The sequence below is a fragment of the Streptomyces roseirectus genome, from assembly GCF_014489635.1.
Classification (GTDB): Bacteria; Actinomycetota; Actinomycetes; order Streptomycetales; family Streptomycetaceae; genus Streptomyces; species Streptomyces roseirectus.
In genome coordinates this window covers 6,299,046-6,321,850 of sequence record NZ_CP060828.1, presented here as the reverse complement: position 1 = coordinate 6,321,850, position 22,805 = coordinate 6,299,046, and the positions used below count along the sequence as shown (strand labels likewise).

21 protein-coding genes and 2 tRNA genes are annotated in these 22,805 nt (G+C 69.6%); 10 read left to right on the top strand and 13 right to left on the bottom strand.

All coding sequences use genetic code 11. From position 1 onward, the window contains the following. Positions 1–160 precede the first annotated feature (160 nt). Together tig and IAG44_RS27055 are read right to left on the bottom strand one after the other, a co-directional pair. On the bottom strand, positions 161–1,549 hold the full coding sequence (gene tig / locus IAG44_RS27060) for a trigger factor (RefSeq protein ID WP_187749675.1): 1,389 nt from the start codon (positions 1,547–1,549) through the stop codon (positions 161–163). Positions 1,550–1,719: 170 nt separating this feature from the next. Continuing rightward, positions 1,720–1,796: transfer RNA gene (locus IAG44_RS27055), tRNA-Pro, on the bottom strand. Between the two features lie 144 nt (positions 1,797–1,940). On the opposite strand from IAG44_RS27055, the gene IAG44_RS27050 reads away from it, so the two are divergent. Beyond that, positions 1,941–2,011 (top strand) — tRNA-Gly (locus IAG44_RS27050). 88 nt (positions 2,012–2,099) lie between these two features. On the opposite strand, the gene IAG44_RS27045 is transcribed toward IAG44_RS27050, so the two are convergent. The 4 genes from IAG44_RS27045 to IAG44_RS27030 form a co-directional block, all read right to left on the bottom strand. Beyond that, positions 2,100–2,294 carry a hypothetical protein gene (locus IAG44_RS27045; protein WP_187749674.1) on the bottom strand — a complete coding sequence of 65 codons (195 nt, stop codon included), beginning with the start codon at positions 2,292–2,294 and terminating at the stop codon, positions 2,100–2,102. Positions 2,295–2,381: 87 nt separating this feature from the next. Beyond that, a complete protein-coding gene (locus IAG44_RS27040; protein WP_187749673.1) occupies positions 2,382–3,563 on the bottom strand; it encodes a PP2C family protein-serine/threonine phosphatase in 1,182 nt (393 codons plus the stop codon). A 193-nt stretch (positions 3,564–3,756) separates the two neighbouring features. Then, on the bottom strand, positions 3,757–4,566 hold the full coding sequence (locus tag IAG44_RS27035; RefSeq protein WP_187749672.1) for an Fpg/Nei family DNA glycosylase: 810 nt from the start codon (positions 4,564–4,566) through the stop codon (positions 3,757–3,759). Between the two features lie 158 nt (positions 4,567–4,724). Continuing rightward, complete coding sequence (locus IAG44_RS27030; protein WP_187749671.1) at positions 4,725–5,210, bottom strand: ribose-5-phosphate isomerase; 486 nt, start codon at positions 5,208–5,210, stop codon at positions 4,725–4,727. A 204-nt stretch (positions 5,211–5,414) separates the two neighbouring features. Between IAG44_RS27030 and IAG44_RS27025 the strand changes: the two genes are divergently transcribed. After that, entirely contained in the window at positions 5,415–6,848 is a 1,434-nt protein-coding gene (locus tag IAG44_RS27025) for an amino acid permease (RefSeq protein ID WP_187749670.1), read from the top strand. A 10-nt stretch (positions 6,849–6,858) separates the two neighbouring features. Here IAG44_RS27025 and IAG44_RS27020 read toward each other — a convergent pair whose 3' ends face one another. Continuing rightward, a complete protein-coding gene (locus IAG44_RS27020) occupies positions 6,859–8,301 on the bottom strand; it encodes a serine/threonine-protein kinase (RefSeq protein WP_246562129.1) in 1,443 nt (480 codons plus the stop codon). A gap of 234 nt (positions 8,302–8,535) precedes the next feature. Between IAG44_RS27020 and IAG44_RS27015 the strand changes: the two genes are divergently transcribed. After that, positions 8,536–9,246, top strand: coding sequence for an LPXTG cell wall anchor domain-containing protein (locus IAG44_RS27015; protein ID WP_187749669.1), 711 nt, complete (start codon positions 8,536–8,538; stop codon positions 9,244–9,246). Between the two features lie 194 nt (positions 9,247–9,440). Here the strand turns inward: IAG44_RS27015 and IAG44_RS27010 are convergent, their stop codons facing one another. Then, positions 9,441–10,022 carry a biotin transporter BioY gene (locus IAG44_RS27010; RefSeq protein WP_187749668.1) on the bottom strand — a complete coding sequence of 194 codons (582 nt, stop codon included), beginning with the start codon at positions 10,020–10,022 and terminating at the stop codon, positions 9,441–9,443. A gap of 238 nt (positions 10,023–10,260) precedes the next feature. On the opposite strand from IAG44_RS27010, the gene IAG44_RS27005 reads away from it, so the two are divergent. Together IAG44_RS27005 and IAG44_RS27000 are read left to right on the top strand one after the other, a co-directional pair. Then, positions 10,261–11,622, top strand: coding sequence for an amino acid permease (locus IAG44_RS27005; RefSeq protein ID WP_187749667.1), 1,362 nt, complete (start codon positions 10,261–10,263; stop codon positions 11,620–11,622). 144 nt (positions 11,623–11,766) lie between these two features. Further along, entirely contained in the window at positions 11,767–12,414 is a 648-nt protein-coding gene (locus tag IAG44_RS27000; protein ID WP_187749666.1) for a superoxide dismutase, read from the top strand. 115 nt (positions 12,415–12,529) lie between these two features. Here the strand turns inward: IAG44_RS27000 and IAG44_RS26995 are convergent, their stop codons facing one another. Next, on the bottom strand, positions 12,530–13,306 hold the full coding sequence (locus tag IAG44_RS26995) for an SAM-dependent methyltransferase (protein WP_187749665.1): 777 nt from the start codon (positions 13,304–13,306) through the stop codon (positions 12,530–12,532). Positions 13,307–13,437: 131 nt separating this feature from the next. Between IAG44_RS26995 and IAG44_RS26990 the strand changes: the two genes are divergently transcribed. Then, entirely contained in the window at positions 13,438–13,695 is a 258-nt protein-coding gene (locus IAG44_RS26990; protein ID WP_187749664.1) for a hypothetical protein, read from the top strand. Between the two features lie 10 nt (positions 13,696–13,705). Here IAG44_RS26990 and IAG44_RS26985 read toward each other — a convergent pair whose 3' ends face one another. Continuing rightward, a complete protein-coding gene (locus IAG44_RS26985; RefSeq protein WP_187749663.1) occupies positions 13,706–14,371 on the bottom strand; it encodes a mycothiol-dependent nitroreductase Rv2466c family protein in 666 nt (221 codons plus the stop codon). Positions 14,372–14,633: 262 nt separating this feature from the next. Here IAG44_RS26985 and pepN point away from each other — a divergent pair, with 262 nt between their 5' ends. Both pepN and IAG44_RS26975 read left to right on the top strand, forming a co-directional pair. Then, positions 14,634–17,192 (top strand): aminopeptidase N, encoded by a 2,559-nt coding sequence (pepN, locus tag IAG44_RS26980; RefSeq protein WP_187749662.1) that lies wholly within the window; start codon positions 14,634–14,636, stop codon positions 17,190–17,192. A 236-nt stretch (positions 17,193–17,428) separates the two neighbouring features. Beyond that, positions 17,429–18,481, top strand: coding sequence for a hypothetical protein (locus IAG44_RS26975; RefSeq protein ID WP_187749661.1), 1,053 nt, complete (start codon positions 17,429–17,431; stop codon positions 18,479–18,481). Between the two features lie 130 nt (positions 18,482–18,611). Here the strand turns inward: IAG44_RS26975 and IAG44_RS26970 are convergent, their stop codons facing one another. After that, complete coding sequence (locus tag IAG44_RS26970; protein ID WP_187749660.1) at positions 18,612–19,049, bottom strand: ATP-binding protein; 438 nt, start codon at positions 19,047–19,049, stop codon at positions 18,612–18,614. 206 nt (positions 19,050–19,255) lie between these two features. On the opposite strand from IAG44_RS26970, the gene IAG44_RS26965 reads away from it, so the two are divergent. After that, entirely contained in the window at positions 19,256–20,137 is an 882-nt protein-coding gene (locus IAG44_RS26965) for a helix-turn-helix domain-containing protein (RefSeq protein ID WP_187749659.1), read from the top strand. A 3-nt stretch (positions 20,138–20,140) separates the two neighbouring features. Further along, a complete protein-coding gene (locus IAG44_RS26960; protein ID WP_187749658.1) occupies positions 20,141–20,353 on the top strand; it encodes a DUF397 domain-containing protein in 213 nt (70 codons plus the stop codon). On the opposite strand, the gene IAG44_RS26955 is transcribed toward IAG44_RS26960, so the two are convergent. Further along, positions 20,325–21,488, bottom strand: a complete 1,164-nt coding sequence (locus IAG44_RS26955; protein WP_187752877.1) for a glycosyltransferase — start codon at positions 21,486–21,488, stop codon at positions 20,325–20,327. The genes IAG44_RS26960 and IAG44_RS26955 overlap by 29 nt on opposite strands. 110 nt (positions 21,489–21,598) lie before the next feature. Further along, positions 21,599–22,780: a serine hydrolase domain-containing protein gene (locus tag IAG44_RS26950; RefSeq protein WP_187749657.1), complete on the bottom strand. Its 1,182-nt coding sequence runs from the start codon at positions 22,778–22,780 to the stop codon at positions 21,599–21,601. Between the last annotated feature and the right edge of the window lie 25 nt (positions 22,781–22,805).

Genomic DNA, 22,805 nt, shown 5'->3' with positions numbered 1-22,805 from the left:
GATCTCCGGCCCCGTATCAATGGACCCTAACGCGCCGCTCCGTTCAGAGAATCCCGCAAAGGTCAGTGTTCGCCGGGGGCGTAGACCGGGGCCCGGAAAACGGCGGCGAGCCCCGAGGTGCGCTCGGGGCTCGCCGTCTGTCTGCTACCGGCCGTCAGGCTCAGGCGTCGGCCTTCTCCTCGGCGGCGGCGTCGGCGGTCTCGGCGGACGCCTCGGCGCCCTCCTCGTCCTCGTCCTCGTCGTCCAGGTCGATGACCTCGCCGTTGGTGTCCTTCACCGTGGCGGACTCGACGACCAGGGCCAGGGCCTTGCCGCGGGCGACCTCGCCGACGAGCAGCTGGACCTGGTTGCCCTCGACGACGGCCTGCGCGAACTGGTCGGGGGACATGCCGGAGGAGGCGGCACGGCGCATCAGGTGCTCGGTCAGCTCTTCCTGGTTCACGGAAAGCTTCTCGCGCTTGGTCAGCTCGTCCAGGACGAACTGGGTCTTGATGCCCTTGACCGCGGCGTCACGCGTCTCGGTCTCGAACTCCTCGGCGGTCTTGCCCTGGAGCTCCAGGTACTTGTCGAGGTCGAGGCCCATCTGCGGGAGCTGGTGGTGCTCCAGGTTGTGCTTGCGGGTGTTGACCTCGTCCTCGAGAAGCTTCTCGGGGACGGGGACCTCGACGAGCTCCAGCAGCTTCTCCAGGACGCGCTCCTGGGCCTGCGTGGCCTGGTCGTACTGCTTCATGTTCGCCAGGCGCTTGCGGCTGTCCGCCTTCAGCTCCTCCAGCGTGTCGAACTCGGAGGCGAGCTGCGCGAACTCGTCGTCCAGCTCGGGCAGTTCACGGGCGGCGACCTGGGTGACCTTGACGGTGACCTCGGCCTCCTTGCCCGCGCCGGTGCCGCCCTTCAGCTCGGAGGTGAAGGTGGCCTCGCCACCGGCCTCCAGGCCCTTCACGGCGTCGTCGATGCCTTCGAGCAGTTCGCCGGAGCCGATGGTGTAGGAGACGCCGCTGGCGATGCCGTCCTCCAGCACCTCGCCGTCGACCTTGGCCTCCAGGTCGACGGTGACGACGTCGCCCTCCTCGGCGGCGCGCTCGACCGGCGAGGTGGAGGCGAAGCGCTCGCGCAGCTGCTCGACCGACTTCTCGACGTCCTCGTCGGTGACCTCGACCGCGTCGACCTCGACCTCGATGGAGGAGAAGTCCTCGGGGAGCTCAAGGGCGGGGCGGACGTCGACCTCGGCGGTGAAGTTCAGCGTCTCGCCGTCCTTCAGCTCGGTGATGTCGACCTCGGGCTGGCCCAGGACGCTCAGCTCGGCCTCGTTGACCGCGTCCGTGTAGAACTTCGGGAGGGCGTCGTTGACGGCCTCCTCCAGCACCGCACCGCGGCCGAAGCGCTGGTCGATGACCCGGGCCGGGATCTTGCCCTTGCGGAAGCCCTTGACCGTGACCTGCTGGTTGATCTTCTTGTACGCCGCGTCGAGGCTGTCCTTGAGCTCCTCGAAGGGCACCTCGACAGTGAGCCGAACCCGAGTCGGGTTCAGGGTCTCCACGGCGCTCTTCACGGTTCGGTCTCCTTGGTGGCTGACTTCTTGGTTTGCCGGCGGGACCTCGAATGGTCCGCCGATCGCCGCCCGGAGACTTCCAGAGAGTAGAGAGACACGGGCGTGCAGCCTGCATAGTAACCGCAGCCGCCGAGACGCCCCAAAGCCGATCACGACAGTGATCGCGTAGCTGGTCGGGGTAGCGGGATTTGAACCCACGGCCTTCCGCTCCCAAAGCGGACGCGCTACCAAGCTGCGCCATACCCCGTGCTGGTGCGACACGTAGGGTACATGGCCGCACGCGCTCCGGCTGCCGCATTCCGTACGCGGGTATGCGGTGTGCGCCGGAGGGGGTTCAGCGGCTACGATGCGTCTTGTGTCGCGGGGAGCTCTGACCTGCGGCGTGCTTGGTGCGGGCGTAGCTCAATGGTAGAGCCCCAGTCTTCCAAACTGGCTACGCGGGTTCGATTCCCGTCGCCCGCTCTCTTCAACGGCCCGAGCCGGACCGGAGGTTGACCCTCCGAGTCCGGCTCTTGTCGTATGCGGCGCGGTTGTTCGCGCCGGGCCGCCGTCAGAAATCGATGTCGGCGATCGCCTTGGTGATCGAGTCCATGAGGTCGTTTATCGTCGGCGCGAGGCCGGTCGAGGCGAGGAAGAAGCCGAAGAGGACGGCGACGACCGCGGGGCCTCCCTTGATGCTGCCGCCCCTGATCATGACCACCAGGATGATCGCCAACAGCAGCACCACTGACAGTGAAATGGCCACGACTGATCACACACCCTCGTTCGGTTCGCTCTCCCGAGACCATCGTGCCACCAACAAGGGCCCGTCAATCGGGGTGTTGGGAATCAATCAGTAGCGGACCGACGACGCCGTGGGACCCTCCCGGCACACCAGCAGCAGCGCCCGGTCGTCGTTGACGTCCTTCGCGACGGCCTCGATCAGATGCCAGGCCGCGCCCTGGAAGCCGCCGGCGACGTACCGGTCCGCCTCGCCGGTCAGCCGGTCGATGCCCTCGACGATGTCCCGGTCGGACGTCTCGACGAGGCCGTCGGTGAACAGCATGAGGACGTCGCCGGGGCGCAGCGAGCCCTTGACGGGGTCGAACTGGGCGCCCTCGTAGACGCCGAGCAGCGGGCCCTCGGCCGCCTTCTCCTCCCAGCGGCCGCTGCCGGCGCTGAGCTGGAGGCCCGGGGGATGGCCGGCCGAGTACAGCTCGTAGTCGCCGGAGTCGAGGTCGAGGACGAGGTGGATGGAGGTCGCGAAGCCCTCGTCCCAGTCCTGGCGCAGCAGGTAGCCGTTGGCGGCGGGGAGGAAGGCGTGCGGGGGCAGGGAGCCGAGGAGGCCGCCGAAGGCGCCGGAGAGCAGGAGGGCGCGCGAGCCGGCGTCCATGCCCTTGCCGGAGACGTCGGTGAGGACGACCTCCAGCGTGCGGCCGCCGTTCGTGCGGGCCGCGACGACGAAGTCACCGGAGAAGGACTGGCCGCCGGCCGGGCGCAGCGCCATCTCGCGGTGCCAGCCCGGCGGGAGCTTCGGCAGCTTGCTCTGGACGCGGATGCGTTCGCGCAGGTCGAAGAGCATCGTGCCGCCGCGTCTCCAGGGGACGCCGACGCGGCTGCGGAACTGGGCGATCAGCAGGCCGAAGAACCCGCACGCGGCGACGACCAGGACGACGCCCGGGGTGACCCGGGAGGGGCCCTCGGTGTACGGGCCCAGCTGGACGGACTCGACGATCAGCGCGGTCGCCGCCGCCGCGTACAGGGCGAGCAGGCTGGAGGGGCGCAGCAGGAGGCCGCCGGCGACGATCGGGAGGACCAGGGCGGCCGGGGAGAACCAGACGGAGTTCGCGAGGGTGGCCGTCGTGATGACCGGGACGGTGAGCAGGAGGCCGGCCAGGGCGACCCAGTCCGAGCCGTCGCCCCGGAAGTAGTCCACGGCGCTTCTGCGCAGGCCGGTGCGGACCCGGTGCATGAGGTGCCGCAACCGGGCCGTGAACGTCTCGGCTTCCGCGCGCCGTTGTCGTCCTGCTGTCATTAGTTCGGGACCCTATCCATCCAACCCGCCGCTTGGCACGGGAGGTCCCACTTGTCCCCCGTCCGAGGTTCGACTTCACAGTGAACTTCATGGAAAGCGCTCTCCGGGAGAGGAGGGAGAAATTCGCTCGGTCGTCCGGAGTTGGGGGGTTACGGGTGGGTGCGGGGTGTCGACTCGGCCGGCGGGTCGGGGGTCAGCTCGGCTGGCAGGTCGGGCACCAGAAGAGGTTGCGGGCGGCCAGGTCCGCCGTGCGGACCGGGGTGGCGCACAGGTGGCAGGGCTGGTTCGTGCGGCGGTAGACGTAGACCTCGCCGCCGTGGTCGTCCACCCTCGGGGGGCGGTTCATGGCCTCGGGGGTGTGTTCCGGGCGGACCGTGTCGATGCGGTTGTTGCGGACGCCCTCGCGCATCAGCGCGACCAGGTCCGTCCAGATCGCCGTCCACTCCTGCTCGGTGAGGTCCTTGCCGGGGCGGTACGGGTCGATGTGGTGGCGGAACAGGACTTCCGCCCGGTAGACGTTCCCGACGCCGGCGATGATCTTCTGGTCCAGGAGGAGGGCGGCGATCGTCGTGCGGCTGCGGTGGATGCGGGCGTACGCCTGCGCCGGGTCGGCGTCGGGGCGCAGGGGGTCGGGGCCCAGGCGGGTGTGTATCGCCCGCTTCTCCTCCGGGGTGATCAACGCGCAGGTCGTGGGGCCCTTGAGGTCGACGTACGAGGTGGTGTTGCGCAGGCGGAGGCGGGTGGTGTCCGTGGGTGGGGGCGCGGGGGTGTCGCCGAAGGTGACCTTGCCGAAGAGGCCGAGGTGGATGTGGACCCAGCCGGTTTGTGCGAAGCCCAGGAAGAGGTGTTTGCCGTGGGCTTCGGTGGTGGTGAGTTCCGTGCCGGTGAGGAGGGCGGCGGCGTCGGAGAACTTGCCCTGAGGGCTGGTCACTTCGGGGGGTGTGCCTTGGAAGTGGGACGCGTAGTCCTGGGCCAGGCGGTGGATTGTGTGGCCCTCCGGCACGGTGGCTCCTCTCGTCGGGGCGGGGGGTTTCTCGCCCCCGCCGCCCCTACCCGTCCCATCCTTTGAAGGGGCTGCCGCCCCTTCGACCCCGCTTCGGCCCTGAAGGGGCCTCGTCCTCAAACGCCGGACGGGCTGAGATGCCGGCCAGCGTTTTGGAGTTACTGCTTCGGGTGGTGTGCCGGGATTTCCGGCAGGACGCCCGTCGTCTCGTACCCACTCAGCATGTCGATGCGGCGGATGTGGCGTTCGTCACCGGAGAAGGGAGTTGCGAGGAAGGTCTCCACAAACTTCGTCGCTTCGTCCTGGGTGTGCATGCGGGCGCCCACGGCGACGACGTTGGCGTTGTTGTGCTGGCGGCCCAGAGACGCCGTTTCCTCGCTCCACGCCAGAGCGGCCCGCACCCCCTTCACCTTGTTCGCGGCGATCTGTTCGCCGTTGCCGGAGCCGCCGATGACGATGCCGAGGGAGTCGGGGTCGGCGGCGGTGCGTTCGGCGGCGCGGAGGCAGAAGGGGGGGTAGTCGTCCTGGGCGTCGTAGATGTGCGGGCCGCAGTCGACGGGGTCGTGCCCGGCCGCCTTGAGCCATTCGACGAGGTGGTTCTTGAGTTCGTAGCCGGCATGGTCGGAGCCGAGGTACACGCGCATGGGACGAGTGTGACATGCGGGTTGCGGGCAGGGAGGAAGGGGTGCGGGCCCCGGTCACATCGGGAAACTCGACGAAACGTCGAGAAAACCGGCGTCACCGATCCTTAATGGCGGGTACACGAAATCCTTCACCTCCGTTTCACTGACCGCCAGCACCCGCACCCCCTGTCCCCCCTCCCCCACGCCGCGCAAAGGACGTCCCCCATGGCATCGCCTCCGACCCTGTCACCGGCCGGTTCCGGCCAGGAGAATCCCGAGGAACCCGGGCCCGGCCTGCAGGCGGGCCTGAAGAACCGGCACCTTTCCATGATCGCGATCGGTGGCGTGATCGGCGCCGGTCTGTTCGTCGGCTCCAGCTCGGGCATCGCGACCGCCGGTCCCGGCATCCTCCTGTCGTACTTCCTCGTCGGCACGCTCGTGGTGCTGGTGATGCGGATGCTGGGTGAGATGTCGGCCGCGAACCCGACGTCCGGCTCCTTCTCGGCGCACGCCGACCGCGCGCTCGGCCCGTGGGCGGGGTTCACGATCGGCTGGCTGTACTGGTTCTTCTGGGTCGTGGTGCTGGCGGTCGAGGCGACCGCGGGCGCGGCGATCCTGGAGTCGTGGATCCCGGCCGTCCCGCAGTGGGGCTGGGCGCTGATCGTGATGATCGTGCTGACGGCGACGAACCTGGTCTCCGTCGGCTCCTACGGCGAGTTCGAGTTCTGGTTCGCCGGTATCAAGGTCGTCGCGATCGCCGCGTTCATCGTGATCGGCGGGCTGGCCGTGTTCGGGGTGCTGCCCGGGGTGGACAGCGACAAGGCGGGGCTCGGCAACCTCACGGACCACGGCGGCTTCCTGCCGAACGGGCCGGGCGCGATCCTCACCGGCGTCCTGCTCGTCGTCTTCTCCTTCATGGGCAGTGAGATCGCGACGCTGGCGGCGGGCGAGTCTGAGAACCCGCAGCGGGCGGTGACGAAGTCGACGAACAGTGTGATCTGGCGGATCGCGGTGTTCTACCTGGGGTCGATCTTCGTCGTGGTGACCCTGCTGCCGTGGGACGACCCGTCGATCAAGGAGGAGGGCTCGTACGTCGCGGCCCTGGACTCGCTCGGCATCGCGCACGCCGGGCAGATCATGAACTTCATCGTGCTGACGTCGGTGCTGTCCTGCCTCAACTCCGGTCTCTACACGGCCTCGCGGATGGCGTTCTCGCTCGGGCAGCGCGGGGACGCGCCGAAGTCGTTCGCGCGGACCACCTCGCGGGGCGTGCCGATGGCGGCGATCCTGTCGTCCGTGGTGTTCGGGTTCGTCGCGGTGTTCTTCAACTACCAGTACCCGGACTCGGTGTTCCTGTTCCTGGTCAACTCCTCCGGTGCGGTGGCCCTGTTCGTGTGGCTGGTGATCTGCTTCTCGCAGCTGCGGATGCGGAAGATCATCCAGGCGGAGGCGCCGGAGAAGCTGGTCGTGAAGATGTGGCTGTACCCGTATCTGACCTGGGCGACGGCCGGGTTGATCGTCTTCGTGCTGGGTTACATGCTGACCGACACGGAGCATGACGGGCGGACGACGGTGCTGTTGTCGCTGTTGGTCGCGGCGGGCGTGCTGGTCGTGTCGCTGGTCAAGGACAAGGTGCGCAAGGGCGTCACCACGCCGTGACGCGGGGGCGTCACAGCACCGTGAAGCTTGCCTTCACCTCCGCGTAGACCCTGAGGGCACTCTCTTCCACGTCCGGCCGGTACCACGTGTTCACCTGGAACGACTTCCCGTCCTGGTCGAACCCGAGCAGCCGGGCGTGCCAGGGGGTGCCCTTCAGTGTGAACGTGTACTCCCACTCGACCGCCGGGTTCCCCCTGAACTCGGTCTCGGCCAGGCGGAGTTTGCGGTAGTCCTCGCCACGGTGCGCGTCCAGCTCGGACTTGCGCCACGCGTCGATCAACTTGCCGCGCGCGAGGGAGGACTTGGCGAGGAGTTCCTGTGTGCCGTCGGGGGACGTGTAGTGCACCTCGGCGCCGGTCTTCACGTCCCGCCGCCAGCCGTCCGGGGTCTTCCAGGCGTAGCCGCCGGCTTCCTCGTGGGCGCCGGGCGGCAGGGTGCGGGTGCGGGCGGTGCCTTCGACGGTGGGGGTGGGGGTGGGTGTGACGGCGGCTTCGTGGGCGGGGGGTGTGCCGCCCGAGGTGAGGAGGACGGCGGTGACGACGATGGCGATGACCGCGGCGACTCCTGCCGCGGCGAGGGCTGTTGTGCGCCGGTGCCGGGGGTGTTCCGGCAGACGTGGGAGGGGGGTGGTGGCGAGGTCGGGCGGGGGTGATCGCAGCTCCGCGCGCGGCATCTCCCCCACCCGTACCGTCGGCGTCGGTTCCGGGAAGGCCGTGCGCCTCAGTTCCGTCTCCAACTCGGCGAGGTCCGGGCGGAGTTCGGGGTCCTTGGCGAGGAGTCCGGTCAGGACGCCGCGCAGCGTCCCGACGTTGTCGGGGAGTCGGGGTTCCTCGTGGAGGACGGCGTGCAGGGTGGCCAGCGTCGTGTCGCGGGCGAAGGGCGAGTGTCCGGCGAGGGCGGCGCACAGGGTCGCGCCGACGGACCAGATGTCGGACGGCGGTCCCTGGGGGCGCCCGGCGACGCGCTCGGGGGCCATGTAGTCGGGCGAGCCGACCAGCATCCCGACCATGGTGAGCGCCTTGGCGTCCTGCATCGCGGCGATCCCGAAGTCGGTGAGGACGATCCGCTCGCCGGCCCCCTCCACCAGCACGTTCCCGGGTTTGATGTCCCGGTGCAGGACGCCGCGCGCGTGGACCTGCTGGAGCGCGGCGACGAGGCCGAGGCCGACGCGGGCGGCGGCGACGGGGCCGAGCGGGCCGTCGTCGGCGGTGACCCGTTCCAGGGAGCGGCCGCGGACCAACTCCATGATGATCCACAGGAGTTCGCCCTCGTCGACGACGTCGTAGACGCGCACCACGTTGGGGTGGTCGATGCGGGCGGTGGCGCGGGCCTCGCGCAGGGTGCGTTCGCGGCGGGTCCTGGTGTCCTCGGCGTCGGGGCCGTCGATGCGTATTTCCTTCACCGCGACCAGCCGGTCGAGTATTTCGTCGGCGGCCCGCCACACCCGCCCCATTCCTCCCTGCCCGATGCTTTCGACCAACCGATAACGCCCGGCCACCAAAAGCCCGGCAACACCGCCGCTGCTGCTGTTCCCCGGCAATCCACTGCTCCCTTTCACCGGTCGTACCACCGGAAACACAATGGTCACACTTCAGGCCGTACCAGCATAGTGCGGAGAAATCTTGTGGTACCTCTTCAAGTACCGCGAATTCAGGCGCGGCTCAGGGGGAGTCAAAGGGGGACGAACATGAGTTCTCGTCGCAGTGCGGCCGTCGCCGGGGTCCTTGTCTCGGCAGGGCTGGTATCGGCGCTGGTCCTGGCGCCGCAGGCGGGTGCCAACGGGCAGGAGCCGGGCAGTGCGCAGGGCGGCAAGGCGGTCGATCCGGCGCCGGCCGGGGTGAAACTCACGACCACACTGCCCGTCCGTATCTCGGTCGACAACAGCACCAGGAAAACCTCTCTCACCGCCACCGTGAAAAACGAGGGAACGAAGGAGAGCGGAAAGATCAGGCTCTTGGTCGTCGGTTTCGACGGCCTTTCGATCAACAAAGTCGAAGGCTGCACGCCACTCACGAAAGAAAACCTCCCCGAGGGTTCGAACAGTGGTTTCAACTGCCCGCTGGACAATCTCGCGGCGGGCGCCACGAAGTCGTACGCGGTCGACGCGAGCTACGACCTGACGAAAAAGGGGAGGATCTGCCTTCCGGTTCAGGCGGCGGACGGTTCGAAGACGTTCTGGCAGCAGGGTCCGGTCCCCTTCGGCACCGTCAACCCGGCCCCGAACGCCCCTGCCACCCCGCTCCTGCTCGGCACCGACAACAAGCCGGTCACCCCCGGCACCGGCCAACTCCCCAGCACCGGACCGGCGGAAGACCTCCTCCCCCTGGGCGCGACGGGCGCCGCGCTGCTGGCAGCGGGGGCGGCGGGCGTGTGGTGGTCGAGGCGCCGCACGGGGTGAGCACACGAAAGGGCCGTACCGTCTGAGCGGTACGGCCCTGCGTATCCGGGGCCGGCGCCGGCATCCGGGGCTGAGCGGGGCGGGCGAAGGCTCGGCGGTTCGGCAGCGCCCTGAAGGGGCGCGGGGAACTGCGCGACCAGCCACGACGGCGCCGCAGCCGGCTGACGGCCGTCGCGGCACTTCCAGCGGAGCGCTCAGCGTCGGTCGAGCAGCTTCCACACAGCCGGGACCAGGCCCATCGCGAGGGCCGCCTTGAGGGCGTCGCCGAGGAGGTACGGGGTGAGGCCGGCGGCGATGGCCTGGGAGGCGGACATGTCGGCGGCGTACGCGAGGTAGGGGACGCCGACGGCGTAGATCAGGGCCTCGCCGAGCAGGACCGCGCCGGCCATGCGCCAGACGTTACGGTCGGCGCCCCGGCGGGCGAGCGCGCCGACGACGGTGGCCGCCAGCATCAGCCCGAGGACGTACCCGAACGACACCATGCCCGCGCCGGAGCCGCCCTCGGCGAACCACGGCACGCCGACGACGCCGGCGAGGGCGTACAGCGCGAGGGAGAGGAAGCCGCGCCCGGCGCCGAGCGAGGTGCCGACGAGCAGCGCGGCGAAGGTCTGGCCGGTGACCGGGACGGGCGAGCCGGGGACCGGGACGGCGAGCTGCGCGGCGACGCCGGTGAGGGCGGCACCGCCGGCGACGAGGGCGATGTCACGGACGCGGCCGGCCGGGAGGAGGTCGGCGAGGACCCGCCCGGGGGCGGACGAGGCGGCGAGGGTGCTCATGGGGACTCCGCGGGCTCGGGGACGAATGAATCCGGGGCTGATAAGAGGGACCTAAAGGACGCTATCCCAGGCGCCCGCGTCCGAGAACCGTCACTCGTCGACAAACGGCAGGTCAGGGGGTTGGTGGGCTCCGGACAAAGGGCCGCCCCATAACGTGACTCCGGTCACGGACCGGATGTGATGCCCGTCGGTACGCTGGGTCTCTTTGCCCACCTCACGCATTGGACGAGCCGCGCCCATGCCCACCAGTACCGAGTCCCGCGCCACCGCGCCCGGCCTCACCCACGCTCTCAAACAGCGCCATCTGTCGATGATCGCCCTCGGCGGCGTCATCGGCGCCGGTCTCTTCGTCGGGTCGGGGTCCGGTATCGCCGCCGCCGGTCCGTCGATCGTCCTCGCCTACGCCCTCTCCGGGATCCTCGTGATGCTGGTGATGCGGATGCTGGGCGAGATGTCGGCGGCGCATCCGTCGTCGGGCTCGTTCTCGGCGCACGCCGAGCGGGCGATCGGCCCGTGGGCCGGGTTCACGGTCGGCTGGGCGTTCTGGATCCTGCTCTGCACGGTCGTCGGCCTGGAGGGGATCGGTGCCGCGAAGATCGTGACGGGGTGGCTGCCGGGGACGCCGGAGTGGGCCTGGGTCGCGCTGTTCATGGTCGTGTTCTGCGGGATGAACCTGGCGGCCGTGAAGAACTTCGGCGAGTTCGAGTTCTGGTTCGCGGCGCTGAAGGTCGGGGCGATCTCCCTGTTCCTGATCCTCGGCGTGCTCGCGATAGCGGGGCTCCTGCCCGGTACGGACGCCCCGGGCACCGCCAACCTCGGTGACCTCCTGCCGGGCGGCGGCGAGGGCTTCGTCGTCGGCCTCCTCGCGACCGTCTTCGCGTACGGCGGTCTGGAGACGGTCACCATCGCGGCGGCCGAGTCCGAGGACCCGGTGAAGGGGGTGGCGAGCGCGGTGCGGACGGCGATGTGGCGGATCGCGCTGTTCTACGTCGGCTCGATGGCCGTCATCGTGACGCTGGTGCCGTGGGACTCGAAGGACGTCGTCGAGAAGGGCCCGTACGTCGCCGCGCTCGACCACCTCGGCATCCCGGGTGCCGGTCAGCTGATGAACGTCATCGTGCTGGTCGCGCTGCTGTCCGCGATGAACGCGAACATCTACGGGGCCTCGCGCATGGCGTACTCGCTGGTCGAGCGGGGGCAGGCGCCGCGCGCGCTGGGCGCCGTCTCCGGCGGGGTGCCCCGGGTCGCCGTCCTCGTCTCATCGGTCGTCGGGTTCGGGTGCGTGCTGCTGAGCTACTGGCGGCCGGACGACGTCTTCATGTGGCTGCTGAACATGATCGGCGCGGTCATCCTCGTCGTCTGGTTCTTCATCGCCGTCTCGCAACTGCTGCTGCGGCGGCGGACGGCGCCGGAGAAGCTGGTCGTGCGGATGTGGGGGTTCCCGTGGCTGACGTGGGTCGCGCTCGCGGGGATGGTCGGGGTGTTCGTGCTGATGGCGCGGGAGGCGGACACGCGGACGCAGTTGGTGTGGACGGGGGCGATGACGGTGGTGCTGGCCGGAGCCGGGTACGGGTGGCAGCGGGCGCGGGCTTCGCGCTGATCGTTTCTTTCGGGCCCCCTTGCGCGCTGAGTGCGTGTAAGGGGGCCCTTTCTTGCGCGGGGGCGGGTTCCCCTTGCTAGCCTGCACCTGCAAGCTAGTTGCAATAAGAAGTGGTGCGCAGGAAAGGTTCTGAGAGGACCCCCCATGCCCGTCTACACGCTGCCTGAACTCCCGTACGACTACTCCGCGCTGGCCCCCGTGATCAGCCCGGAGATCATCGAGCTGCACCACGACAAGCACCACGCGGCGTACGTGAAGGGTGCGAACGACACGCTGGAACAGCTCGCGGAGGCCCGGGACAAGGAGAGCTGGGGCTCGATCAACGGGCTGGAGAAGAACCTCGCGTTCCACCTCTCCGGGCACATCCTGCACAGCATCTACTGGCAGAACATGACCGGCCCCAAGGACGGCGGCGGCGAGCCGCTGGCCGCCGACGGCGTGGGCGAGCTGGCGGACGCCATCACCGAGTCGTTCGGGTCGTTCGCCGGGTTCAAGGCGCAGCTCACCAAGGCCGCCGCGACGACGCAGGGGTCCGGGTGGGGCGTCCTCGCGTACGAACCGCTCAGCGGGCGGCTCGTCGTCGAGCAGGTCTACGACCACCAGGGGAACGTGGGGCAGGGGTCGGTGCCGGTCCTCGTGTTCGACGCGTGGGAGCACGCCTTCTATCTCCAGTACAAGAACCAGAAGGTCGACTTCATCGACGCGATGTGGGCGGTCGTCAACTGGCAGGACGTGGCGCGGCGTTACGCGGCCACGAAGGCGCGGGCGGACGTGCTGCTGCTGGGTGCGTGATTTTTCTGAGCGTCCTGCCTCGTGATCGTCTTCTCAACTGTCACGTGGGGCGGGCGGATTGAGGGAAGCCCCCGTGAGGACGTGACTCACGGGGGCTTCCTGTATGTGCGGGCGCTTACGGCTTACGGCCGACGCCGCCGTGCTGGCCGATCGGGGTCGTGTCCGCGCCGGGCTCGGGGCGCCACAGGGGGACGGAGACGACGCCCGGTTCGACGAGTTCCAGGCCCTCGAAGTAGCCCTCGATCTCGGCGATGGGGCGCAGGAAGTAGGGGACGGCGCCGGTCTCGTTGTAGCCGTCCTGGGCGTGCTCGTACGCCGGGTCGGTGCCGCGCGAGCCCTCGTTGAGGCAGAGGTAGCTGCCCGAGGGGAGCTGTGCGAGGAAGGCGCGGACCAGGTCGCGGGCGCGGTCGTAGCCGTCGACGTGGCCGAGGATGCCGCTGAGGATCAGGGCGACGGGCTGAGTGAGGTCGAGGGTCTTGCCCGCCGCCTCGACGATGCGCTCCGGGTCGTACAGGTCGAGGTGTTCGTACGCGGTCTTGCCCTCCGGGGAGGAGTAGAGCAGCGTGCGGGCGTGCGCGAGGATCAGGGGGTCGTTGTCGACGTACACGATCTTCGACTCGGGGGCGTACCGCTGGGCGACCTCGTGCGTGTTGTCGGCCGTGGGCAGGCCGGTGCCGACGTCCAGGAACTGGCGGATGCCGGCCTCCTCGACGAGGTGGCGGATGGAGCGGCCGAGGAAGGCGCGGCTGCTGCGCGCGATGGTGACGATGCCGGGGAAGACGGCCGTGTAGGCGTCGCCCGCCGCCTCGTCCACCGGGTAGTTGTCCTTGCCGCCGAGCCAGTAGTTCCAGATCCGGGCCGAGTGCGGCACCGTGCTGTCGATCTTCGTCATGCGGTCCATGGTGCCCTCTGGGTGAACTGGTGCGCGAGCACTTCGCGTTGGCGGGCGGAAGGTCCGGTTCCGGGCTCCCGCGCGGGCGCCGGGTCGCTTTATGCTCCTCCTTCCGGTGCGAGGAGGTATGCGTGTCCGACGTCCGATGCCCGAACCCGACCTGTGATGCGGGGCCGCTGCGGCGGTTCCGGGAGCTGGAGGGGGACGAGATCGCCGCCGCGGCGGAGGTGATGGGCCACTGTGCGAGCGAGCGCGGTGCGCGTTTCAGGCCGTCGGCGTATCACCGGTGCACGGGGACGGGGTGCCGTCGGGTGCAGCGGAAGGACAACTGGAAGATGGGCGGGAACCTGCCGGAGGAGTTCGCGAGCCCTCCTCCGGCCGGTACGTGATCCCGGTGGCTCACTCGAAGCTCGGGCCCTGGGTGCGGGTGCGCTTGATCTCGTAGAAGCCGGGGACCGAGGCGACGGCGATCGTGCCGTCCCAGAGGCGGAGGGCGGCCTCGCCCTTGGGGGCCGGGGTGACGACCGGGCCGAAGAAGGCGACCTCCTTACCCTCGGGGCCGGGGACCGCGATGATCGGCGTGCCGACGTCCTGGCCGACCTTGTCGATGCCCTCCTTGTGGGAGGCGCGCAGTTCGGCGTCGAACTCGAAGTCGTCCTGCTCGGCGTAGTCGATGAGGTCGGCGGGGAGGCCGACCTCTTCCAGGGCGGCGGAGATGGCTTCGAGGGTGGGGCCCTCGCCGTTGTTGTGGAAGCGGGTGCCGAGCGCGGTGTAGAGGGGGCCCACGATCTCGTCGCCGTGCTTCTGCCAGGCGGCGGCGACCACGCGGATCGGCTTCCACGCCTGCGTCTCCAGCAGCTCGCGGTACTCCTCCGGGAGCTGGTCGAGCTTGTCCTCGTTGAGCACGGCGAGGCTGAAGGGGTGCCAGCGGATGTCGAGGTCGCGCTGCTTCTGGACTTCGAGGACCCAGCGGGAGGTCATCCAGGCCCAGGGGCAGAGGGGGTCGAACCAGAAGTCGACCGGGGTCTTCTCAGCGGTCGTCGCTTCGGTGGACTGCTCGGACATGTCTCTCCTCGTGAGCGGGGCGCGTGAAAGTTCGAGTATTGCCGTGGCAACGTCCGGGCCGCGTCCGCCATTCCCGGTTTCCGGGATGTCAGGGGTGCCTCGGGGTTCGCTCACCCGTTCGGCCGTAGGGGTGGATCGGGGGTGTTCCCCGATGTGCCGGGTCAGGGGGGCGTGGCAGGATCGGTGCTGTCCAGGCGTAGCGCGGTGGCCAGGGGGTTCACGGGGCGCGCCGAGTTCCACGATGCCATGAGGGAGTGCCGCCGTGCCCGGTGAGAATCTGTCCCGCGACGAAGCCAGGGAGAGGGCCGCGCTGCTGTCGGTCGACGCGTACGAGGTCTCGCTCGACCTGCGTTCGGCGGTGGGCGACCCGGTCGGTGACCGCACGTTCCGTTCGGTGACGACGATCCGGTTCCGCTGCGGCGAGGTGGGCGCCACGAGCTTCGCCGACCTGATCGCCCCGAGTGTCACGGCGGTCTCGCTGAACGGCCGTGACCTGGACCCGGGCGAGGTGTTCGACGGCTCGCGGATCACGCTGGAGGACCTGGCCGCGGAGAACGAGCTGATCGTGGACGCGCGGTGCGCGTACTCGCGTACGGGTGAGGGCCTGCACCGCTTCGTCGACCCGCAGGACGGCGAGGTGTACCTCTACACCCAGTACGAACCGGCCGACTCCCGGCGGGTCTTCGCCAACTTCGAGCAGCCCGACCTCAAGGCCCCGTTCCGCTTCGAGGTCCGCGCGCCCGAGGGGTGGACGGTGTGGAGCAACGGCGTGGGGACGCTCACGGACGGCGTGTGGCGGTTCGCGGAGACGAAGCCGATCTCCACGTACATCACGTGCGTGGTCGCGGGCCCGTACCACTACGTGACGGACTCCTACCGCCGCGAGTTCGCGGACGGCACGACGCTGGAGATCCCCCTCGGCGCGATGTGCCGCAAGGGGCTGGCCCCGCACTTCGACGCGGACGACGTCTTCCTGGTCACCAAGCAGGGCCTGGACTTCTTCCACGACCACTTCGACTACCCGTACCCGTTCGGGAAGTACGACCAGGCGTTCGTGCCCGAGTACAACCTCGGCGCGATGGAGAACCCGGGTCTGGTGACGTTCCGGGAGGAGTACATCTTCCGGGGCAAGGTGACGCGGGCGTCGTACGAGGCGCGGGCGAACGTGATCCTGCACGAGATGGCCCACATGTGGTTCGGCGACCTCGTCACCATGGAGTGGTGGGACGACCTGTGGCTGAAGGAGTCCTTCGCGGACTTCATGGGCAGCTTCTCCCTCGTCGGCGCGACGCGTTTCACCGACGGCTGGATCACCTTCGCCAACCGCCGCAAGTCCTGGGCCTACCGCGCGGACCAGCTCCCCTCGACGCACCCGGTGACCGCCGACATCCGCGACCTCCAGGACGCGAAGCTCAACTTCGACGGGATCACGTACGCGAAGGGCGCCTCGGTCCTGAAGCAGCTCGTCGCGTACGTCGGCCAGGACGCGTTCCTGGAGGGTGCGCGGCGTTACTTCAAGCGGCACGCGTACGGGAACACGCGCCTCGGTGACCTGCTGTCGGTCCTTGAGGAGACCAGCGGGCGGGACATGGCGGCCTGGGCCCGCTCCTGGCTCCAGACGGCGGGGCTGAACTCCCTGACGCCCGAGGTGCGCGTCGGTGAGGGCCGGGTCCTTGAGCTGACGGTCGTCCAGGAGGGCGTGCCGTCCCGTCCGCACCGGGTGGCGGTGGGGCTCTACCGGCGGACGGACTCGGGTGTCGTGCGGTACGCGCGCGCCGAGGTGGACGTCACCGGTGAGCGGACGGTCGTCGCGGAGCTGGCGGGGGCGGAGGCGCCGGATCTGGTGCTCGTCAACGACGACGACCTGACGTACTGCAAGATCCGTTTCGACGAGCGGTCGCTCGCGACGCTGACCGAGTCGCTGGGGGACATCACGGATCCCCTCGCGCGCGCCCTGTGCTGGTCGGCGCTGTGGAATCTGACGCGGGACGGACTGCTGCCGGCCGCCGACTTCGTGGAGCTGGCGACGCGGTTCGCGCACCGCGAGTCGGACATCGGGGTGCTGCAGATGGTGCTCGCGTGGACCGGGTCGGCGCTGGTCAACTATGTGCCGTCGGACTGGCGGGCCACCGGTGAGGCGTTGGTGGCGCAGGTGGCGCTGCGGGATCTGCGGGCGGCCGAGCCGGGGAGTGAGCCTCAGCTGGCGTGGGCCCGGTTCTTCGCGTCGTCCGCTTCGTCGGCGGAGGATCTGGGGCTGCTGCGGGGGCTGCTGGACGGGACCGAGAAGGTCGCCGGGCTCGATGTGGACCAGGAGCTGCGGTGGACCTTCCTCGACGCGCTCGCCTCTCACGGGGCGGTCGGGGAGGCCGAGTTGGCGGCGGAGCTGGTGCGGGACGACACGGCGTCGGGGAAGCGGCATCACGTGCGGTGCCTCGCGGCCCGGCCGTCCGCCGCGGTGAAGGCGCAGGCGTGGGCGCAGGTCGTCGAGGCGGACACGTTGTCCAACGCGCTCGTGGAGGCGACGATCGCCGGGTTCGCGCGGGCGTCGCAGCGGGAGTTGACGGCGCCGTACGTCGAGAAGTACTTCGCCGCGATCGAGCGGGTGTGGGCGGAGCGGTCGATCCAGATCGGGGTGGATGTGGTGTCGGGGCTGTTCCCGGCGTATCCCGTGGCGGGGGCGGAGTTGTCGGTGCTGGAGGCGGCCGACGCGTGGTTGGCGGGGCATGAGGGGGCGGCGCCGGCGTTGCGTCGTCTGGTGCTGGAGGGGCGGGACGATCTGGCTCGGGCGTTGCGGGCGCAGGGGGTGATTTCACAGGGCTAGGGCCTGAAGGTTTAGCTTTGGCCCTTTGGCCAATGATTAGGCGTTCGGTGAGCGTTACGAAATACGTTCAATCGGCCCCGTAACCCCTGGCTCCCTCCCCTGGGACCAGGGGTTTTCGGCGCTTATCGGCATCCGAACACCCGTCCTTTAGTGCGGTGTTGTCCGCGTTTGTCGACAGGCGTGTAACGCCGGTTAGCGGGCCGGGCGGGCGCGGGAATTCCGATCGCATGAACCGCATGAACTCGGACACGCCTCTCTCGCAGCGCTCCCTCTTCCACGCCGACCGCGATCTCGTCCTGACGGCGGCTCAACTCCGGGCCCAAGGTGTCTCCCAGGCCGAGACGAACGAGCGGTGCCGTCCCGGTGGGCCCTGGCAGCAACTGCTGCCCGGGGTCTACGCGTTGCACTCCTGCGCGGTGAGCGGTGAGGAGCGGGTGCGGGGCGCGTTGCGGTATGCGGCGCGGGGGAACAGGGGGGCTGGGCGCGGGGGCCAGCGAGGTGCGGGGGTGCGGGAGGTCGCGGTTCCCCCGCAGGGGGCGACCGGCGGTGACGCGATGATCACCGGGCTCGCGGCGCTGGCGCTGCACGGTTTCAGCGCCCCTCCCCCGTTGCCGGACCAGGAGTTCGTCGACGTCCTCGTCCCCCGGCTGCGCCGGCTGCGGTCCACGGGGTACGTCCGGATCGTCCGTGCGGCCTCGCTGCCGGCTCCCGTGCTGGTCAACGGGGTGCCGGTCGCGCCGGCGGCCCGTGCGCTCGCGGACGCGGTCGCGGAACTCGACGACGCCGGGGTCGTGCGGCGGCTGATGGCGGAGGCCGTTCGGGACGGGCACTGTGAACCGGCGGTCGCGGTGCGGGAGTTGAGCCGGGCGAAGCTGCTGAGCCGGCCGCATGTGATGGACGCGGTGGACGCGTTGCTCGCGGAGGGGCGGGCGCTCGCGGAGAACCGGCTGTACCGGCTCGTCCGCGATCACGCGCTGCCGGATCCGCTGTGGAACGTCGACCTCCGCCTTCCCGGCGGGCCTCACCTCGGCGGGCTCGACGCGTACTGGCCCGATCACGCGGTGGCGTTGGAGCTGGACGTCCGCGCGCCCCGTCAGGAGGACGACGTCCTCTGGGCCGAGTACGCGCGCAAGCGGGAGACGCTGGAACGGCTCGGCATCACGGTCGTCCACATCACGCCGCGCAAGCTGCGGGAGTCGATGGAGCAGCAGGCGATGGTGATCCGCACGGCGCTGCTGGCCGCCGCCGATCGTCCGCCGTCCGCCTATGTCGTGGTACTGCCCCGGTAGGTCAGGAGGGGAACCGGGGCGGTACTCGGGGGGAGAGGAGGGGTCGCCTGGTGCTGCCGGGTGGCCCCTCCTCCGCGTGGGTCCTCGTTTCTTCGCGGGCGCGGGAGAGCAGGGGGGCGGGGCACGGGGGTCAGCGGGGTGCGGGGGCGCAGGGGAGGTGGGTGGCTACCGTTTTGCCGATGTGGGGGCGGAGGTGCCAGTCGAGGTGGGTGGTGAGGGAGTTGACCACCTGGAGGCCGCGGCCGGCTTCGGGGGTGGGGTGGGCGGGGAGGGTGGGGAAGGTGGTGGTGGGGTCGGAGACTTCGATCAGGAGGGTGTTGGTGGGGTTCTCCAACAGGGCCAGGTGGAGCCAGAGTTCGTGGCCGGGGCGGTGGGCGTGGCGGATGGCGTTGGCGACGAGTTCGGAGACGATCAGGGTGGCGTCGTAGGTGTTGCCGGGCCAGGACCAGAGGGTGAGGCGGCGGAGGGTTTGGCGGCGGGCGAGGGGGACGCTTCGCAGCGTCATGGGGTAGCTCATGTTCCAGGATTCGGTGTGGGGGGTGGTGGGAGTGGGAGCGGGGGTGGTCATGTGGGGTCGGCCCCTTTCCGTTGCGGCTGTGGGATCACCGTGGCGGGGCGGGGCGTTCGGTTGCAATCGAAAGTCCGCTGAATCATCAGGGATGGGGAAAGTGGACTATGCCCGAATCTGAGCATTCGCCTGCGGCGGTCGCGCACCCGGTGCCACACTCTGCACACGGTCACTAGCCGTACGCACAAGCGCACAGAGAGGTGCACATGGCTGCGAAGCGCGGGCGCACCGCCCAACGACTCGAACTCGGTCTTCAGATGCGGCATTTCCGGGAGAACTGCGGTCTCGGCGACCGGGGCGGACCCCTCTCGCGGAAGCAGGCCGTCGTGGGGCTGAAGATCTCCGAGGCGTCGCTACAACGGATCGAGTCGGGCTCGCTGAACTTCCGCAACGTCGGTGATCTGCGCAAGCTGCTGGACAAGTACGGGGTCACCGACCCCGACATCATCGACGGCCTGATCAGCCTCAACAAGGAGTCCAACAAGCAGGATTGGCTGACCCAGTTCCGGGGGCTGACGCCTACGGGGATGCCCGCCTTCGTCGGCATCGAGCCCGAGGCCCGCTCCATGAAGGTGTACCACCCCTCGCTGGTCTACGGGTTGCTCCAGACCGAGCGATATGCGGTCGCCGTGCACGAACTGCACAAGCCGATCGAGGAGCACACCTCCGAGTTCGTCAGCCAGAGCGTGGAGTTGCGGATGCGGCGGCAGGAAGTCCTCACCCGCGACAACCCTGTTGAGCTTCACGCCATCCTCGGGGAAGCTGCCCTCCGGTATCCGATCGGGGGTGCGGACGTCATGCGTGAGCAGTACGCGCGGATCGAGGAGATGGCTTCATGGGACCACGTCACGGTCCAAGTACTGCCGTTCAGGCCGAGCTACCGGTCCCCCGACGACTTCGCGATCCTCGACTTCGGCAACAACTTTCCGCCGCGTGTCCAGGTGGACAGCGCCTGGGGCCCCGTCTCCACCTCCGACAAGCCTCGCGAAGTCAACCGGTTCATGCGGCGGTTCAACGCCATGACAGCATCAGCACTGTCCCCTGAGGACACTCCCGCTTTCCTGCACCGACTAGAACGAGAGCTGTAGTCCATGCACAAGCGTTACACCGCCCCCGAACTCGCCGCCGACCAGGCATGGTTCAAGTCGTCCTACAGCACAGCCGGCCAGAACTGCCTCGAAGTCGCCCCCCTCGCCCCCCACATCGGCGTCCGCGACTCCAAGAACCCCACCGGTCCCGCCCTCCTCCTCCCCCTCTCCTCCTGGACGCCCTTCCTCACGCACCTGCGTGAGACCTCGGCGTAGTGCGACCGCTCACCCGGTCCAACAGCGCCGCGTAGGACGCGATCATCCGGGTCCGGCTGAAGCGTTCGCGGCTCGCGGCGAGGGTGGGGCCCAGCTCCGCCCTCGCCGAGGCCGCCTCGGACCAGGCCGCGGCGATCAGGCGAGGGTCGAAGGGGGTCACGAGGCCGTGGCCCGCGACGATCGACGCGCTGTCGCCGACGTCCGTCGTGACCGGGATCGCGCCGCACATCATGCCTTCGATGAGGCAGAGCGGCGCCGCCTCGCCCCAGGCCGACGTCAGCGCGACGACGTCGGACGCCGCGTACAGCGCCTCCATGTCCCGGCGGACGCCGAGCATGTGGAGGCGCCCAACGTCCTGTACGCCCGCCTCCCGCACGTCCGCGAGGAGTGACGCGTTCTCCTCGCTCATCCCCGCCCCGCACATCAGGACGTGACCCTCGGGCTCGCGCGCCAGCCATTCCGCCGCCGCCCGCAGGAACAGCGGGACGTTCTTCATGCCGTCGTAGCGGGCGGCGAAGACGACGACCGGGGCCGTCTCCGGCAGACCGAGTTCCGCGCGGACGGACAGCCGTCGCGCCGCGTCCGGGCGGAAGCGGATCAGGTCGACGCCGTTGGGGATGACGTGCAGCAGCTCGCCCGGCACGCCCGCCGCCTCGTACGCCGCCCGTGTCGACTCCGCGCAGCAGACCGCCGCCGCGACCTTGCCGTCCGCGATGCCGGTCAGCAGCTCGTCCAGGGACTGGTTCTCGGGGTCGGAGCGGTGGAGGCCGACGACGATCGGGCGGCGTGGGAGGCCGGCCTGGTTCAGCAGCGCCAGGGGCTGTTCCTTCAGCGACAGGATGACGTCCGCCTCGGCCATCGCGCGTGCCGTGTCGGCCAGTTCCTCGCCCGTGAAGGCCGTGGCCGGAACACCCCCCTCGAAAGTCCGCCCCAGTGCCGTCACCGGGATGCCCGCCGCCGTCAGGCGGCGGTAGCACGTGTCGTTCTCCATGCGCTGGCGCGTCGCCTCGCGGTGGACCTCCGCGTGCATGCTGAGCACGCGGTGGTGCTGGCCCCCCTCGCGGAGGCCCAGCACCACGTCGCTGTGGACGATCCGGGCGCCCCCGGAGAAGAAGCCCTCGTAGACAGACAGCACACGGAGCATTCGCGCTCACCCGCCTTGCACATGTATCAAGCCATCCCCGTGAAGTGCGGGTTAGCCGATATCAGGCGCGACGGATATTTCCGGGGGATGAACTGGGTGTTTTATTTCGCCGCATCCTGGATGACGGAGAGGTCGGTTTCACCCGAACGGCTTGCGCTCGGGGCGGGGTTTCCACAGAATTCCGCTTCTACGACCGAGACGATGTCGCCCGTCCAGTCGCCGTTCAGATTCGCGGCGAGGGAGTGCTTCCCGTCGGTGGTGGTGAGCGCGATGGATTCGGAGCCGTGGATACCGCCGCTGTGGCCCCAGACGGTGACGCCGCAGGAGAGGGTGGCGGTGAGGAGACCGAGGCCGTAGTCGGAGTTCAGGGCGGTGGTCTTCATCTCCTTGAGCTGGGCGGGCGGGAGCAGCTTGCCGCGCAGCAGGGCGCTGTAGAAGCGGTTCAGGTCGGACGAGGTGGAGACCATCTCGCCCGCCGCGCCCGCCGCCGAGGGGTTCAGCTCGGTGACGTCGTACGTCGGACCGTCGGCGGTCTCCGCGAGCTTGCCGTACGCGCGGCTGGACGGCTTGGGAAGGGTCGCCCGGTTGCCGGGGACCGAGGTGTCCTTGAGGTGGAGAGGATTCAGGACGCGGGTACGGATCTCCTGGCCGTACGGCCGGCCGGTCGCCTTTTCGATGACCATTCCGGCGACGACGTAATTCGTGTTGGAGTAGTTCCAGCCGGTGCCCGGCGGGAAGTCGGGGGCGTGGGACATCGCGATGCCCACCGCGTAGGCCGGGGTACGCGGCGTGTAGCGGTTCTTGAAGAAGCCGTCCTTGAGGAAGTAGTCCTGGGCGAACCCCGCGTCGTCCGTGTAATTCGCTATCCCGCTGGTGTGGTTGAGGAGCTGGCGGAGGGTGATGCGGCTGCCGTCGTGGCCGTTTCCGCGCACCACGCCCGGCAGCCACTTCTCCACCGTGTCGTCCAGCGACAGCTTGCCCTCCGCCTCCAGTTGCAGCAGCACGGTCGCCACGAACGTCTTGGTGATCGAGCCGACGCGGTAGTGGTCGCCCGCCGAGCGCGGCTTGCCGGTGTGGAGGTTGCCGACTCCGGCCGTCGTCGACCACGTCTTGCCGCCTTCCCGGGCGGTCAGCGTGACGCCCGGTACGCCCTCGCGGACGACGCCCTCGACGGCCTTGCGCGTGGCCTCGTGGGCCGGTGCGGCGGCCAGCGCCGGGGCCGCGAGCGCGAGTGTCGCCGTGAGGGCCGTCGCCGTGAGGGCCGTCGTACGGAGTGTCTTCATGTGGTTCCCCCTGCTCGTGATCGTT

Coding starts and splice junctions, on each gene's coding strand:
- IAG44_RS27040 (WP_187749673.1), bottom strand. CDS start 3,563: ATGACAGCAGGACGACAACGGCGCGCGGAAGCCGAGACGTTCACGGCC.
- IAG44_RS27030 (WP_187749671.1), bottom strand. CDS start 5,210: ATGCGCGTGTACCTCGGCTCCGACCATGCCGGCTACGAACTCAAGAAC.
- IAG44_RS27025 (WP_187749670.1), top strand. CDS start 5,415: ATGGCATCGCCTCCGACCCTGTCACCGGCCGGTTCCGGCCAGGAGAAT.
- IAG44_RS27020 (WP_246562129.1), bottom strand. CDS start 8,301: ATGGGGCGGGTGTGGCGGGCCGCCGACGAAATACTCGACCGGCTGGTC.
- IAG44_RS27015 (WP_187749669.1), top strand. CDS start 8,536: ATGAGTTCTCGTCGCAGTGCGGCCGTCGCCGGGGTCCTTGTCTCGGCA.
- IAG44_RS27010 (WP_187749668.1), bottom strand. CDS start 10,022: ATGAGCACCCTCGCCGCCTCGTCCGCCCCCGGGCGGGTCCTCGCCGAC.
- IAG44_RS27005 (WP_187749667.1), top strand. CDS start 10,261: ATGCCCACCAGTACCGAGTCCCGCGCCACCGCGCCCGGCCTCACCCAC.
- IAG44_RS27000 (WP_187749666.1), top strand. CDS start 11,767: ATGCCCGTCTACACGCTGCCTGAACTCCCGTACGACTACTCCGCGCTG.
- IAG44_RS26995 (WP_187749665.1), bottom strand. CDS start 13,306: ATGACGAAGATCGACAGCACGGTGCCGCACTCGGCCCGGATCTGGAAC.
- IAG44_RS26985 (WP_187749663.1), bottom strand. CDS start 14,371: ATGTCCGAGCAGTCCACCGAAGCGACGACCGCTGAGAAGACCCCGGTC.
- IAG44_RS26975 (WP_187749661.1), top strand. CDS start 17,429: ATGAACTCGGACACGCCTCTCTCGCAGCGCTCCCTCTTCCACGCCGAC.
- IAG44_RS26970 (WP_187749660.1), bottom strand. CDS start 19,049: ATGACCACCCCCGCTCCCACTCCCACCACCCCCCACACCGAATCCTGG.
- IAG44_RS26965 (WP_187749659.1), top strand. CDS start 19,256: ATGGCTGCGAAGCGCGGGCGCACCGCCCAACGACTCGAACTCGGTCTT.
- IAG44_RS26960 (WP_187749658.1), top strand. CDS start 20,141: ATGCACAAGCGTTACACCGCCCCCGAACTCGCCGCCGACCAGGCATGG.
- IAG44_RS26950 (WP_187749657.1), bottom strand. CDS start 22,780: ATGAAGACACTCCGTACGACGGCCCTCACGGCGACGGCCCTCACGGCG.